The organism is Prosthecobacter algae (genome assembly GCF_039542385.1).
Lineage (GTDB): Bacteria > Verrucomicrobiota > Verrucomicrobiia > Verrucomicrobiales > Verrucomicrobiaceae > Prosthecobacter > Prosthecobacter algae.
The window spans coordinates 134,143-148,986 of record NZ_BAABIA010000001.1 but is presented as its reverse complement, the minus strand read 5'-3'; the positions used below and the strand labels follow the sequence as shown (position 1 = coordinate 148,986).

The 14,844-nt window shown below is 58.1% G+C and carries 12 protein-coding genes; 3 read left to right on the top strand and 9 right to left on the bottom strand.

Annotated features, from left to right (window positions below; genetic code table 11):
* Nucleotides 1-19 precede the first annotated feature (19 nt).
* Together ABEB25_RS00585 and ABEB25_RS00580 are read right to left on the bottom strand one after the other, a co-directional pair.
* A complete protein-coding gene (locus ABEB25_RS00585) occupies nucleotides 20-1,216 on the bottom strand; it encodes a serine hydrolase domain-containing protein (RefSeq protein WP_345734426.1) in 1,197 nt (398 codons plus the stop codon).
* 102 nt (nucleotides 1,217-1,318) lie between these two features.
* Nucleotides 1,319-1,531, bottom strand: a complete 213-nt coding sequence (locus ABEB25_RS00580; protein WP_345734425.1) for a YHS domain-containing protein — start codon at nucleotides 1,529-1,531, stop codon at nucleotides 1,319-1,321.
* 154 nt (nucleotides 1,532-1,685) lie between these two features.
* On the opposite strand from ABEB25_RS00580, the gene ABEB25_RS00575 reads away from it, so the two are divergent.
* Nucleotides 1,686-3,848: a RecQ family ATP-dependent DNA helicase gene (locus ABEB25_RS00575; RefSeq protein ID WP_345734424.1), complete on the top strand. Its 2,163-nt coding sequence runs from the start codon at nucleotides 1,686-1,688 to the stop codon at nucleotides 3,846-3,848.
* 93 nt (nucleotides 3,849-3,941) lie between these two features.
* On the opposite strand, the gene argS is transcribed toward ABEB25_RS00575, so the two are convergent.
* From argS to ABEB25_RS00560, 3 genes are all read right to left on the bottom strand, one after another.
* Nucleotides 3,942-5,702, bottom strand: coding sequence for an arginine--tRNA ligase (gene argS / locus ABEB25_RS00570; protein WP_345734423.1), 1,761 nt, complete (start codon nucleotides 5,700-5,702; stop codon nucleotides 3,942-3,944).
* Between the two features lie 61 nt (nucleotides 5,703-5,763).
* Nucleotides 5,764-6,135 carry a metallopeptidase family protein gene (locus ABEB25_RS00565; RefSeq protein ID WP_345734422.1) on the bottom strand — a complete coding sequence of 124 codons (372 nt, stop codon included), beginning with the start codon at nucleotides 6,133-6,135 and terminating at the stop codon, nucleotides 5,764-5,766.
* A 9-nt stretch (nucleotides 6,136-6,144) separates the two neighbouring features.
* Nucleotides 6,145-6,609 carry a hypothetical protein gene (locus ABEB25_RS00560; protein ID WP_345734421.1) on the bottom strand — a complete coding sequence of 155 codons (465 nt, stop codon included), beginning with the start codon at nucleotides 6,607-6,609 and terminating at the stop codon, nucleotides 6,145-6,147.
* A gap of 89 nt (nucleotides 6,610-6,698) precedes the next feature.
* On the opposite strand from ABEB25_RS00560, the gene ABEB25_RS00555 reads away from it, so the two are divergent.
* Nucleotides 6,699-7,136, top strand: a complete 438-nt coding sequence (locus tag ABEB25_RS00555; protein ID WP_345734420.1) for a DUF2452 domain-containing protein — start codon at nucleotides 6,699-6,701, stop codon at nucleotides 7,134-7,136.
* Between the two features lie 94 nt (nucleotides 7,137-7,230).
* Nucleotides 7,231-8,487 carry a valine--pyruvate transaminase gene (locus tag ABEB25_RS00550; RefSeq protein ID WP_345734419.1) on the top strand — a complete coding sequence of 419 codons (1,257 nt, stop codon included), beginning with the start codon at nucleotides 7,231-7,233 and terminating at the stop codon, nucleotides 8,485-8,487.
* 120 nt (nucleotides 8,488-8,607) lie between these two features.
* On the opposite strand, the gene ABEB25_RS00545 is transcribed toward ABEB25_RS00550, so the two are convergent.
* The 4 genes from ABEB25_RS00545 to ABEB25_RS00530 are packed head-to-tail and all read right to left on the bottom strand — an operon-like array spanning nucleotide 8,608 to nucleotide 14,818.
* Nucleotides 8,608-9,207, bottom strand: a complete 600-nt coding sequence (locus ABEB25_RS00545) for a DUF3341 domain-containing protein (protein ID WP_345734418.1) — start codon at nucleotides 9,205-9,207, stop codon at nucleotides 8,608-8,610.
* Between the two features lie 34 nt (nucleotides 9,208-9,241).
* Nucleotides 9,242-10,720 (bottom strand): NrfD/PsrC family molybdoenzyme membrane anchor subunit, encoded by a 1,479-nt coding sequence (gene nrfD, locus ABEB25_RS00540; protein WP_184207730.1) that lies wholly within the window; start codon nucleotides 10,718-10,720, stop codon nucleotides 9,242-9,244.
* A 9-nt stretch (nucleotides 10,721-10,729) separates the two neighbouring features.
* A complete protein-coding gene (locus ABEB25_RS00535) occupies nucleotides 10,730-13,987 on the bottom strand; it encodes a TAT-variant-translocated molybdopterin oxidoreductase (RefSeq protein WP_345734417.1) in 3,258 nt (1,085 codons plus the stop codon).
* A gap of 27 nt (nucleotides 13,988-14,014) precedes the next feature.
* Nucleotides 14,015-14,818 carry a cytochrome c3 family protein gene (locus ABEB25_RS00530; RefSeq protein WP_345734416.1) on the bottom strand — a complete coding sequence of 268 codons (804 nt, stop codon included), beginning with the start codon at nucleotides 14,816-14,818 and terminating at the stop codon, nucleotides 14,015-14,017.
* Between the last annotated feature and the right edge of the window lie 26 nt (nucleotides 14,819-14,844).

Below are 14,844 nucleotides of genomic sequence, written 5' to 3'. Positions count from 1 at the left end.
GGGCTTTTTCATGGAAGTCTCACTTGAGCAGCCCGGTCGCTGCTTCTTGAAAGGCTTTGCGCATGGGGGAAGCATCGCCATTAGCGAGGCCAGCGCGTTGGATGAGGAGGATGTGAACGGTCTTTTTCACGGGGTCAATCCAGCCCTGGGTGCCATGGGCACCACCGTGACCATACGTGCCGGGGCTCAGCATGACGGTGACTTCCACAGGCTTCACCACCACTTGGAAACCGAGCCCCATGCCCATGCCATCGGTAAAACCAGCCTTGAGATCACCCGTGTGGTTTTGAGTCATGAGTCTCAGCGTCGCCTCAGAAAGGTAACGCTTGCCGTTAGACTCACCGCCATTCAGCAGCATGGAATAAAGCCGATACAGATCCTCTGCCGTGGAAAACAGACCGCCTGCGGCCAGGGGCGTGCGCCGATGATCAGAAAAAGGCGGTGTCAGGTATTTGATCGTCGCCACTTCCAGGCCTTTGCCATCGGCGGTGGGTTTGTAAGAGGTGGCCAGTTTAGCCATCTCTTTTTCCTTGGGCCAAAAGGTGGTGCTTTTCATGCCCAGAGGTTTGAACAAACGCTTGTCCAAAAACTTCGCGTACTCGTCTCCACTCACCACCTCAATGATGCGACCCACGGTATTGATGCCGGGATTGCAGTAGGACCATTTGCTGCCGGGCTCGAACTGCAACGGGCTCAGGGCATAGGTGATCACGGATTCTTTGAGGCTCAGCACATCAATGGCATCCTTGTCCAAAGGCGAGCTGCCCACCAGACCACTGGTGTGGGTGAGCAAGTCCTTGATCGTGATAGGGCGCGCGGGCTTTACCAGCACGGTTTGTGATTCGGTCTTTTCCTTCAGTAGCATCTGTCCTTTAAACTCGGGCAGATGCTTCATCACCGGATCTTCGATGTTCAGTTTCCCCTCTTCCTGCAGCATCATCACCGCCATGGCCGTGATCGGTTTCGTCATGGAGGCGATCCAAAACAGGCTGTCTTTCGCCATCGGCGTGCGGCTTTCCAGGTCCTGCAAACCGGTGGCCTCAAAGCTGAGGATCTTCCCGTCCTGCGCTACCAGCGTCACCGCCCCGGAGAGCTGCGATTGATCCATGAAGGGCTGCAAGGCGGCCTGGATAGGGGCCGATTTCACAGGGATCTCGGCAGGCGCGACGAGCGAAAGAGACAGAAGAAGGCAAAGCAACGAAGGCAGCAATTTCATAAGCAGGCAGCCAAGGTGGGCAAAAAAGGGTTGAGTGTCGAGCCCACAAAAAGGCGGTGCCTGTTTCCAGACACCGCTTGGGGAAAACCTGAGGGGTCAGGCTTACTTGATGGCCTTTTCGTATTTGGCTGGATCGGCCTCGAATTTTTCTTTGCAGCCCTTGCAGCAAAAGCCGATTTCCTTGCCCTTGTGGGTGGTGGTGAGGGTGGCCTTCACTGGCTTGCCTTCTTTCACAGGACATTCGGTATTGACTGGGGCGGCCGAGGCAAAGCTGGCGATCGCACTGAGAGCGAGGACGGAGAACAGAGTTTTCATGGGATGAAGCGCTAGTTGACTGAACGATTAAAACACCGAGCCAAACGCGACCCAGTGACACTCATAAGTACGTGCGGGCGAGAGACTTCTCGTTGTTAAATTTACGCGATCCGATGGACAAAGCCGCCGTCCCTTGCAAGGGAGTGAGTGCCCAGTGACCGAAACCGACTCCATCGCCACATCCACCCCCATTCACGATGCCCGCGAGGCTTTGCGGAAGTATTTTGGCTTTCGTGAGTTCCTCGACGGCCAGGAAACGGTGATGGCGAATATCCTGAGTGGGCGGGACACGATGGTCATCATGCCCACAGGCGGCGGCAAGTCCCTCTGCTATCAACTCCCCGCCATGGTCATGGAGGGCGTCACCATCGTGGTCAGCCCACTCATCGCTCTGATGAAGGATCAGGTGGATGCCCTTGAGCGGCGTGGCATTGCCGCCACCGTCATCAATAGCACCCTTTCACCGAGCGAGCAGCAGGAACGCATCGCGGCCCTTCGTCGGGGGGAATATCGCCTGGTCTATGTGGCACCGGAGCGCTTCCGCAGCCGGATGTTTCTGAATACCATGCGTCAGGTGGAGATCGCCCTCTTCGCTGTAGATGAGGCGCACTGCCTCTCGCAATGGGGTCATGATTTCCGGCCGGATTACTTTCGGTTAGGCGAAGCGCTGGAGGCCCTGGGCCGCCCGCAGGTGGTGGCCCTCACCGCCACCGCTACCCCGGAAGTGCGCGAGGACATCCGCCGCGTGCTGGACCTGCGAGATCCCTTCATCACCATCCGTGGCTTTGAACGACCTAATCTCAGCCTCAACGTCACCCACACGAAGAAGGGCGATGACAAATACACGCGGCTGAAAAAGATCATCCAGGACTACAAGACGGGCATCATTTACTGCTCCACACGCAAGCGGGTGGAAGAAGTGGGCGATGCCCTGCGCGAGTTCGGCATCCGCGCCATCCAGTACCACGGCGGTCTAGACGACAAGGAGCGCGAGGATCGGCAAAACAAGTTCATCTCCAAAAAGCACGATGTCGCCGTGGCCACGAATGCCTTTGGCATGGGCATTGACCGTTCCGACGTGCGCTTCGTCGTCCACTACGACATCCCCGGCAGTGTGGAGGCCTACTACCAAGAAGCAGGCCGCGCCGGACGTGACGGTGAGCCTTCTCACTGCGAGCTTTTTTTCAACTTTGCCGATACCAAAACCCAGGACTTTTTCATCGAGGGGAACAACCCCAGCCTGGAGACCTTGCAAAGCGTCTATCAAGCTCTGCTGAATGCGTCTAACCAACAGCATGAAGTGGAACTGAGCATTGACGACATCACGGACCGCGCCGGCGTGAAGAACGGCATGGCCGTTGGCTCGGCCCTCAGTCATCTGGGTCGCGCGGGCTACATCGAACGATTCGACATCCCCGGCAAACGCATCCGTGGCACCCGCCTGCTACAGCCCGAGGTGATGACGCGAAGCCTGAAATTCGACGTGGACGCGCTGCGCGAAAAGGAACGCCGAGACCGCTCCAAGCTGAAGTCCATGGTGGACCTCTGCTACGATGAGCAGCGCTGCCGTCAGGAGCAAATCCTGGCCTATTTTGGCGAGACGGAAAGCCAGCCCTGCGGCACCTGCGACATCTGCCGCCGCAGCGGCGTGCAGGTGCCCCGCGATGGCAACGCGGCCGAGGTGATGATGCTGCGCCAGGCCCTCAGCGGCATCGCTCGCATGTCCACCCGCCTGACGGATGGCACCTGGGAAGGTCGCTATGGCAAAGGCCGCATCATCCAGATGCTGGTGGGCAGCAAGTCGAAGGAAATCGTGGATGCGGGTCTGGATCAACTGACCACCTACGGCCTACTGAAGGCCGTGGGTTCCAATGCCCTGCACCCGCTGTTTGCCGAAATGGAAAAGCAGGGCCTCATCGAAACCACCACGGGAGAATACCCCCTCGTCACCCTCACCGCCAAAGGTGCAGACGTGATGAAAAAGGGGGCCAACGTGCGCATGATGTGGCCCAACACAGAGCCCAAGGTGGAGCAACCGCTGAAGCCCGGGGCGAAACTGACCCCTGCCGAGATCTCCACCCGCGAACTCGGTTTTGACGATGCTCTTTTTGAAAAGCTGAAACGCCACCGCAACGTCCTGGCCATGGCCGAGGGCGTGCCCGCCTACCTCATCTTCAGCAATCAAACCCTGGAGTTCCTCACCCGCCTCAAACCCACGTCCGTGGAGGCCGGATTAAAGATCCGCGGCGTCGGTGACAAGAAAGCCCACACCTACCTGCCCGAGTTCATCCAAGTGATCAAAAAGCACGGGGCTTAAGTTATGCAGGCACTCCTGCCTGCATAACCGAAGGCCAAAACCGCTAGAGCCATCAAGGTTCGAAGAATTGCAGGCAGGAGTGCCCGCACCACTTTACATCCGCTCCGTCGTCTGGATGCCCAGCAAACCGAGCCCGGTCTTCAGCACCCGACTCGTCGCCTCACACAAAGTGAGACGGGTATTGCGAACGACGCCCGCGCTGTTCAGCACGTGACAGGCTTCGTAAAAGCTGTGGTACGTATTGGCCAGTTCATACAAGTAGTTAGCCAGCGTGTTCGGGCGGTGATCCACCAGCACGTCATGGGTCGCCTCAGCGAACTGGGCCAGCTTCATCGCCAGGGCGATTTCGGCAGGCTCGGTGAGCGCGATCTCAGGTGTCAGCGTGACCTCGCTGCCCTCCAGCTTGCGGAAGATGGCGCGCGTGCGCACATACGCATTGATGAGGTAAGGCGCGGTATTGCCCTGCAAGGACAGCATCTTATCCCAGCTAAATTTATAATCGGTGAGACGATTCTGGCTCAGCTCGGCATACTTCACGGAGCCACTGCCGATGATGCGGGCGATCTCGTCCTTCTCCGCATCGGAGAGGCCTTGATCTTTCTCTTCAGCCGCCGCGCGGGCACGCTCAATCGCTTCCTCGATGACTTCGAGGAGGCCCACGGTTTCACCACTACGGGTTTTGAACATCTTGCCATCCGGCCCCAGGATGCTGCCAAAGGCGATGTGCATCATGCCGGTGCTGTGGCCCATGCGTTTGGCGGCGGCGAAGACTTGACGGAAGTGAAGCTGCTGCGGAGCACCCACGACGTACCAGATTTCATCCGCCTGCCACTCCTGGACGCGGTAGTTGATGGTCGCGAGGTCGGTGGTGCCATAGAGGAAACCGCCATCGGACTTTTGAATGATCAACGGAAGCTGCACCCACTCCTTCGTCTCGCGGTCACGCGTCATGAAGGGATCATCCTCCACGGCCGCCGTGCCTTCGCTAAAGATCACCGCCGCGCCTTCGCTCAAAACGGCGATGCCGCGAGAGAGCAGATCCGTCACCAAGGGTCCCAGCGCCTCGTTGTAGAAACTTTCGCCCAGGTAATGGTCAAACTCGATGTCCAAGGTGCCATACACCTCTTCCAATTGCACGAGGGTAAGCCGCACGCATTCCTTCCAGATGGCGAGGTTTTCCTCGTCGCCCTGCTGCAATTTCACCAGCTCGGTCTTGCAGAGGGTCAGCACGGTTTCATCCGCTTTGGCCTCGGCATTGATGAGTTTGTAGGTGCGCACCAGTTCCTGAATGGGGTGCTTTTTCAGCGCCTCATGGTCGAGCTGGGTCTTCCAGCCATGAATGATCATGCCGAACTGGGTGCCCCAGTCGCCCACGTGATTGTCTGTGATGACCTTGTGGCCAACAAACCGACTCACACGGGCCAGACAGTCGCCAATGAAGGTACTGCGGATGTGCCCCACATGCATAGGCTTGGCGATGTTAGGCGCACTGAAATCAATGACGATGGTCTTGGGCTGTGCCACCTGCACCACGTCACAGGACGTACCGGTGGTGATGGCCTGTACCTTGGCCGAAAGCGCGGCAGGACTGATGCGGAAATTCAGGAAACCAGGTCCGGCAATGCTCACCTCACTGCACAGTTCATCGGCTGAGAAGGAAGCCTTGATCTGCTCCGCGAGGGCACGCGGATTGGTCTTCAGTTGCTTGGCCAGCGTCATGGCCGCATTGCTCTGGTAATCGCCAAATCGGGTGTCTGAGGCGAGTTCCACCGAGACAGGGAAACCCTCTGGCAAAACAATGCCAGCGGTGGTGAAAGCGGCCTGGAGACGATCGGTAAGAGCAGCGCGAAACATGGGGTGGCGAAGATACTGACTTCTGGGAAAAGTCGAACACGGATTGCGTTCCGCCATGACTTCAGGCCAGCCCCAGATCCGCAACCTGCTCTTCATCAAAGCCCAGGTAATGCCCCAGCTCATGCAGCAAGGTCACGCGCACCTCGTCCCGGTATGTTTCCGGTTTGCCTTCTGCGTAGTCCCAAAGATTGTCGAGAAAAAGCCGGATTCGCGGCAGATGCCCGGGAAACTCCGGCTCAGGATCCGCCAGCGAGTTTCCCTCAAAAAGGCCCAGCAGATCATCCTCGATGGCCTCCCCGGCAGCAAGGCAGTCCGCCATGAAAACAGGCTCAATCACACAGCCCTTGGCGGCCTCACGAATGCTTTCAGGCAGGCTGCGCATGGTCTGCCGCACGACTGCCGCAGCCAGGGTATCGAGCCGGTCATCCGTCATGGCAGGCCATTACTGGTCGTCATACACCGTTCCTGGACGACGGCCATTGATGGTGGTGCCGCCCATTTCCTGCATCATCGTGCCCATGACCTGGCTGCCCAGACCATTCTGACGGGTCGAGTTATAGACGGATCCCTGCAACGTGCCGACTCCTGGGGGCAAATTGAGCTGGGGCTTGTCCGGGGTGGGGATGGCATTCGCCTTCATGTCGCTCTGCACCAGGGCATGGCGGCTCCAGGCCATGGTATCCACCCGGTTTTGCACCCGCTGGTCCAGTTGGTCTTTGGCCAGCTTGTAGCCTTCAGCATCCAGTGCGCCGCTGCGCCGCTGATCTTCCAGCAGTACGTACTCCTGCCGGTATTCGGCGCGGACCTTGTGCTCCAGCTCATCCAGCTTTTCCGCCGTGGGCACGCTGTTGACACAGGCACTCAAGGAGACGGCAAGACAAAGAAAGAAACCGTGGCGGAAACGCATAAGAATGACGCTAACGGACTCTGCGGGCCTTTTCAATCCAAACCGCACCGCTCCGGCTGGCGTAATGCAAGGACTCCACTCCCGACTCCATGGCTCACGACCCAATCGAAACCGACCTCGCGCAAACCACCCCACGCGGAAATTTCCTGCATTACCCCACCTCAAGGCTGGGCGCAAAAATCATCCCGCAGGACCTCACCAATTTCAAAAGCCGGGGCGTCTCCCGGGTTGAGCGCGAGCTACAGCAGGAACTCATCGAACTGCGCGAAAAATATCTTCAGGTCATTGATTCCTTCAATTGGAACAAGCTCATCTACGAGGCCCATTTTGGTTTCGAGCCGGTGATTGGCGAGGTTTACCATCTTTACGCTGTGGAAGGAAAACACCACCTCAGCATGATCGAGCCTGAATCCTGGCATCAGAAATGGATCGGCACCTTTCGGCTCAATGCAGACGGTCGCTGGCAGTTGGAAAAAGTGGCGGATGACTTTGATTTGCGTGGATGGATCAGCACCCACGTGGAGTGAAGAAAGGGCGAATCAACGGGTGACGAAAGCACGATGCTGTGGTGAGCTACTTCAGCCTCAGCGACTTTACCCCGCCAACCGCCCTACCCTTCCCATGTCCACCTTCTCCACCATCGGTCAGCGGCTTTCAGGCCCCTGTGGCATTCAAGAACTGATGGATGACCTAGGCGAGGCCCTCTCCATCACTCCAGACATGCGCATGCTGGGCGGGGGCCAGCCTGCCGCCATACCCGAGGTGCAGGCCTTGTGGCGCAGGCAGATGCAGACCATGTTGGAGGATGGCAGCCTGGACCGCACCCTGTTGAATTATGATCCTCCAGGTGGCAATCCCGTCTTTCGTGAGGCCTTTGCCACCTTTCTAAAACGCGAGTGCGGCTGGGACGTGACCAGCGAAAACATCGCTGTCATGCCCAGCAGCCAGAGCGCCTTTTTTCTGCTCTTCAATCTCTTGGCCGGTGACACCCCCACGGGGAAAAAACGCATCCTGTTCCCCCTGCTTCCAGACTACATCGGCTACGCCAACCAGGCCCTGACCGAAGGCCAGTTCACCGCCTGCCGTCCCATCATCACCCCACAGGGAGAGCGTGAGTTCAAATACCACGTGGATTTTGAGCAGCTCAAAATCACGCCGGATATCGCCGCCATGTGCGTCTCCTGCCCGACGAATCCAACAGGCAATGTCCTAACAGAGGCCGAGTTTAACCAATTGCGTGAACTCGCCCGGCATCATGGCATCCCCCTGATGATCGACAACGCCTACGGCCACCCCTTCCCAGATGTGATCCATGGCAGCTTCCGGCCGAAGTGGGAGCCAGGGATGATCTTCAGCATCAGCCTATCCAAAGTCGGCCTGCCCGGCGTGCGCACCTCTGTGGTGGTCGCCGATCCCGCCATCGTTAAAGCCCTGTCCAACATGAACGCCATCGTCTCCCTGGCGAATGGCAATGTCGGTCAAGCTCTGCTCGGGCCGTTGCTGAAGGACGACACCTTGCTGCGTTTGGGCCGCGAAACCATCCGCCCCTTTTACAAGGAACGGTCCGACTTTGCCAAAGCCGCCCTGACCCACGCCCTGGGAGATTCCGTCCCCTGGGCCCTGCACGCGCAGGAGGGCGCCTTCTTTCTTTGGCTCTGGCTCAAGGATCTGCCCATCACGGCTGCCGAACTCTATCGCCGACTCAAAGCCCGCAAGGTGCTCGTCATTCCCGGCCACTACTTTGCCTTTGGCTTGGAGGGTGAATGGAAGCATCCCCACGAATGCCTGCGACTCACCTACAGCCAGCCAGCCCACATCGTCCAAGAAGGCTTGGAGATCCTGGCCGACGAAGTGAAAAAACTACGCGGCTCAAACTGAGCCGGCCAGCAGGGCTCGTCCGTTGCTAACGGTCACCGTTCTCCTAGAAGACTCGAAGAAAACAAAACAGCCCATCTTTCGATGGGCTGTTAGGAATGGAGATCCAAACAATAATCGCGACTAAATGTCGTCTTCGATCAGTTCGATGTTCTTGCCACCGAGCTTCTCGAGGAAAGACTTCGTGCCTTCCTGGGAGAACTTCGGATCGCGGGCTTCGATGCAGACAAAGAAGCCGTCATCGGAGAACTTGGCGAAACGCTTAGAGACGAACAGAGGATGGTTCAGACGTGGCAGGCCGATCATGGAGAGCAGGCCGAACAGCACGGTGAAGGCGGAGAACAGAATCGTCAGCTCGAACATCACGGGGAAGAACGCTGGCAGCGTCCAGATGTGAGTCGGCTTGGCCTGCACCACCGTGGGGTAGGTTTCAGCCAGAGTCTGAAGGAAACCGAGACCGATGTCCGACCAGAAGGTGGTCTGGGTCAGCGTCTGCAGGGTGAAGGCCACGCAGGTGCCGGTCAGACCGCCGAAGAAGACGAAATAGGGCAGCTTGGAACGCTTCACGCCCATGGCGGCATCCATGCCGTGAATCGGGAAGGGCGTATGCACATCCCAGCGCTGGTAACCAGCATCGCGGACATGCTCGGCGGCATGATAGAGATCCTGAACGCTGTCGAATTCAGCGAGGAAGCCGTGTACTCTTTTGAGGGTGGTGCTCACGATGGATTTTAAAAGGTAAAATTTGAAATCCGCATCAGGCGACGGTCTTAGCCACGTGGCGGTCGGAGTAGTTCATGAGGTCCTCCTCCTGAATGCCCTTCTCGTCGTGATCGCTCGCATGAGGATTGGACTGAGGCAGCACGCCCTTCACTTCACCGATGGCGATGACTGGTAGGAAGCGCAGGAACAGCAGGAACAACATCATGAACAGGCCGAAGGTGCCGAGGAAGGTGTATTTATCCACCCAAGTGGCCTCATACACACGCCAGGAACCTGGGGTGAGATGGCGCTCCAGCGTGGTGGCGATGATCACGTAACGCTCGAACCACATGCCAGCGTTCACGCACATACAGACGAACATGACGACCCACAGATTGTGGCGGAAGGGGCGATACCAGAAAAGCTGCGGGGCAAACACGTTGAACCCGAACATGAAGTAGTAAGCCCAGGTGGAAGGACCGTAAAGACCGCGAAGCTGGAAGGTCTGAAGCTCATACTTGTTCGCACCGTAGTAAGCGATGAAGAACTCCATGCAGTAGGCGTAACCGACGATCGTTCCTGTGAGCAGGATGATCTTGGCCATGTTATCAATGTGCTTGGGCGTAATGAGGTCGCCCAGGCCATAGATCTTCGAGACCGGGATCATAAGCGTGAGCACCATGGCGAAACCGCCGAAGATAGCGCCAGCCACGAAGTAAGGCGGGAAGATGGTGGTGTGCCAACCAGGAACGATGGAGGTGGCGAAGTCGAAGGACACCACGGAGTGCACGGAAAGCACCAGCGGGGTGGAGAGAGCCGCCAACAACATGTAGGCCGTTTCGTAGTGGCTCCAGTGACGGTTGGCACCGCGCCAGCCGAGGGAGAAGATGCCGTAGAGGGTCTTGCGCAGGCCGGGTTTGCAGCGGTCACGCAGGGTGGCCAAGTCAGGCACCAGACCGAGAAACCAGAACACGGCGGACACCGTGAAGTAGGTGGACACGGCGAACACGTCCCAAAGGAGCGGCGACTTAAAGTTCTGCCAGACCGCGTTGGCGTTCGGGATCGGAGCGAGGAACCACACCATCCAGACACGACCGACGTGGAAGGCCGGGAACAAACCGGCGCACATCACGGCAAAGATGGTCATGGCCTCAGCAGCACGGTTCACCGACGTACGCCACTTCTGACGAGTCAGGAAAAGAATGGCGGAGATGAGGGTACCGGCGTGGCCGATACCGATCCAGAACACGAAGTTCGTGATGTCCCAGGCCCAGGCGACGGGCTGCTTCTGACCCCAAACACCGACGCCGGTGGAGATGAGGTAAGTGAAGCAGAACACGGTGAGCAACGTCAGCAGGACGGAGGGCACAAACAGCACCCACCAAAGCATGGGCTGCTTGTTTTCCACGATCCCGCAGATGCGGTTGGTGATCCAGGAGTAGGAACGGTTGTTCAGCACCAGGGGCTCGCGATCCAGGATGCGAGCGGGGCCAGTGTGGGCTTCCGTTGAGTGAGTGGTAGCGGTGGCTTCCATGGTTCCGGCTTAGATTTGGTGGGCGCTCCAGGCGGCAATGTCTTTCCAGCCTGGCATGTTTTTGTTAGGATTGCGCAGACGGGCCAGGTAGCTCGTGCGAGGCTGGGTACCGATGTATTTGAGAAGCTGATAGTTGCGAGGAGAAGCCTTCGACTTCACGACCGCAGACTTTGGATCGGCAAGGTCACCGAAGACGATGGCATCCGTGGAGCAGGCAGCCTGACAGGCCACCTTGACGGAATCCGTCGGGATACGGAAGTTCTTCGAATCACGCTGCTTCTGCTTCTGCTGAATCTTGGCTGCTTCCAGGCGCTGGACGCAGTAAGTGCACTTCTCGATGACACCGCGCATACGGACGGTGACGTTTGGATTCTTCTGAAGCTGCACGGACTCACGCACGCCAGTCTTCTCAGCGGTGGAAAGCGGACCCCAGTAAAGCTCATCCAGAGGACGCTTGTTGTAGTCGAACCAGTTGAAACGACGCGCTGTGTAAGGGCAGTTGTTGGCGCAATAACGGGTGCCGATGCAACGGTTATAGGCCATGGCGTTCAGACCATCCGTGGTATGCACCGTGGCATTCACCGGGCAGACGGTTTCACAAGGAGCGGATTCGCACTGCTGGCAGGCGACGGGCTGCTGCACCATCTCAGCATTTTCAAGCTGCTCGACGGTAGGCTCGACGTTGACGTCATCCGACTTCGCGTTGTTTTCACCCCAGGTGGCGCTGGCGAAGTAGCGGTCCATACGGATCCACTGCATGAGACGGCCTTTGCGGACCTGATCTTTACCAACAACCGCGATGTTGTTTTCGGAGGTACAAGCAATGTTACAAGCGTTGCAACCCAAGCACTTGCTGAGGTCAATCGTCATGCCCCACTGGTGCTGCTTCTCGTAGTCAAAACCTTCGGGATTCGTCTCGCTGCGCACGCCCACCTGGCCTTTGTAGAAGGAGATGTTCTGCGGGATGTGGCCGTCCATGCCCGTGGTCTGGGCGAAGTCGGGCTTTTTGGCAAAGGTATCGAGGGTGCCTTCACGATAAAGCGCACGGCCTTCCATCGTGTTGTGCTCCTGCGTCACTGCCAGCTCATAGTATTCTTCGAGCTTCTCGATCTTAGCGCCCGTGAAGACGTAATCGCCCAGCTTCTTGCGAAGCGGGTAGGCATTGAAACCACGGACAAAACCCTTGCGCTTGTCAAAGTCACCGGAGCCGATGAAACCGAGGTTTTCCTGGCCGTAACCGACGGGGATTGTGATGGAATTCGAGACGTGGCCGGGAGCTTCGATGGCGGCGATCTTCAGGACCGTGTCACCGATGGTGATCTGAACCTTCTGTCCTTCCTTGAGACCCAACGCGCGGAAGGTGGCGGCACCGATCCAGGCGGCATTGTCCCAAGTGAGCTTGGTGATGGGGTCTGGAGCTTCCTGCAACCAAGCATTGTTGACGTAACGACCATCATAGACGCCTGAGTCAGGAGTGAGGACGACTTCGAGGGACTCGACCGTCGGGGCAACGGGAGCAGCCTTGGCAGCAGCCACCAGGGTGCCGATGGCGGTGGTATTAACCACGCCCGTCGCTTTCACATAGGAAGAGCCTTTGAGGAAACCATCACGCAGGGTCAGGTTCCACTTCACTTCATCCAGGCTGCCGACGACGGCTGCGAAAGTGTCACGCACGGCCTGGTAGGCCGGATCTTCGGGCGCTGGAGCACCCGCTTCAGCCTTCACAGCTTCGGCAGGACCGATTTTCTTGCGGCCCAGGATGGCGAGAAGAAGTTCGGTTTCGCTGACGCCGTCGTAGAGAGGCAGGATTAGCGGCTGAACGATAGAATAGGTGCCATCCGCGGCGCGGACGTCGCTCCAAGATTCCAGATAATGCGCCGAAGGAATGTGCAGGGCAGCTTTTGATGCCGTGAGATCTGCCAAGTGACCGAGATGGATCAACTGAACAGCCTTGTCCTTGATCGTCGTGGCCAGAGCGACGGCGTCTGGAGCATCAAACAGGAGGTTGGAAGGCGTGAGGGAGATCACGGTCTTCACAGTGCCAGCGGCCAGAGCCGTGGTGAGATCAGTCAGAGTGCCGAATTCAGCTTCGCCGGTGGACTGTAGCAAGCCAACGGTTTCACCGTAGGCACCGAGGGCGTTGTTGATGGCAGCGACGAGAGCGTGCACTTCAGCGCCGTAGCGGGAACCAGCGAGGACAACGGACTTGCCTTTGTTATCCAACAAGTCAGCGATGGCGGGAGCCAGCCACTTCTTGAGCTCTTCGGAAGCGGTGTCTGCCAGAGCTTTGGCGGAGGCTTCACCCAATTCCGAAGCGATGACCGCTGCGGCGACGGGGATGAGGCTTGCTGCCAGAGGCTTGCGATGGTCGGCCATACCACCCGTGACGGTGTAACGGTTTTCCAGCGTGTAGAGACGGTTCATGTCACCGCCAGGAGCGTCTTTGGAACGCTGCTTGGTGAACTGCTTGATCGGCTCGCCTGCAACAGGGTCGAGCCCGAGGAAATCGCAATCAAGGGAGAGAATGCGCAGCGCCTTGCTGAAGCGAACAAAGGTCTTCACACCCGCACCCAGCACGTCCTTGTTGGACTGGAACTGAGCTTCGGTGCCGAGGGCCTCGTAACCAATGAGTTTGACCTGAGGCAGGGCGGCCTTGATTTCGCCCAGGAGGCGATGGGTGGTCGGTGAGGTAGTGCTACCGACAACGAGGGCCAGATCGGCACCTGCGGTTTTTTTGGAGGCTTCGATAGCCGCTGTCAGAATCTTATTGGCAGAATCCCAAGAGGTCTTTTTGCCGGCGGCAAGAGGGGCCTGGGAACGCTCTGGATCATACACGTCCAGGATGGAGGCCTGGGCGAAGCTGTCCAAACCACCACCGAGGGGGTGAAGAGGATTGCCCTGAAGGTGCGTTGGGCGGCCTTCATGAGTGATGGCCACCATCGGGATGGCGCCCGTCGCGGTTGGCTTGACCGTCGCGTAAAGAAGAGGTTTGCCAGGAACAACCCACTCCACGTGGTCCGTGTAAGGAAGGATGTTCGTCAGCGGACGGCGGCAGGAGGCCAGGCCCATCATCGCTGTGGAAGCACCCATGAGCTTGAGGAAATCACGGCGAGAGGTCTCGCGCTCTTCCTCGTTCAGGGTGTCACCGGCGGGGAACTCGACACCGAGTTTGTTCAGAAACTCCGAGCGCTGCTCCAGTTCGCCAGTGCTGCGCCAGTAGCGCTTGCCGGTCTGAGGCTCTTCGGGGTGATTCCAGATGCGTTTCATGAGGGGCGATAAAAAGGGGGCGCAGGGTTAGCGGTGGCAGGATGTGCAGTTTTCAGGTGGTTGCACCTGCCAGTGCTTCTTGAGCTGGCTGCCCACTTCGAGCTGGGTCACCTGCTTGCCGAAAGTGACGGAGGCCAGAGAGACAAGCTCTTCAATCGAGGCAGCTTTGCCGCCCTCCTGGATGGTTTCAGCAATCTCACCCGTCTTCACACCTTTGGCGATGAGACTCTGGTAGAAAGCGGCACGGTCGAGCTGCTCAGGCTTATAGTTCAGATTCGTTATCTGATCCAGCGGACGGAGCTTTTGCTCCGGGTTGCGATGGCAATCAAGGCACCAACCCATGGACTGAGGCTCAGCATGCTTCACGACTTCCATCTCATTGACCTGTCCGTGGCAGGACTGGCAGGAGATGCCGCGATTCAAGTGAGCACTGTGATTGAAATAAACGTAGTCAGGGGCCTTGTGTACCTTAACCCATGGGATGGGCTGCTTGGTTTCATGAGCCTTGACAACAAGTTCCAGCTTCGGACTGGCAGACTTAACGTTGCCTTTGCCTGGGCCGTGGCAATTGAAGCAGGTCTGGTTGGTCGGCACGTTGGCGTGACTGGAATTCTCCACGAAGGAGTGGCAGTAACGACAGTCCAGGCCGAGCTGGCCTGCGTGAATCTTGTGGGAGAATGGTACAGGCTGTGTCGGCTCATACCCCACCCGTGTGTACTTGGGGGTGAAATAATAAGCGACGCCCACACTCACCCCAAAAGCGATGAATGCGACCCCGACGGCCAGCTTGAGAGGCAGCCAATTGGTCCAACGCGGAAAGAAATTACCCATAAAATCTCGGTGAATGCGCTTGTGAA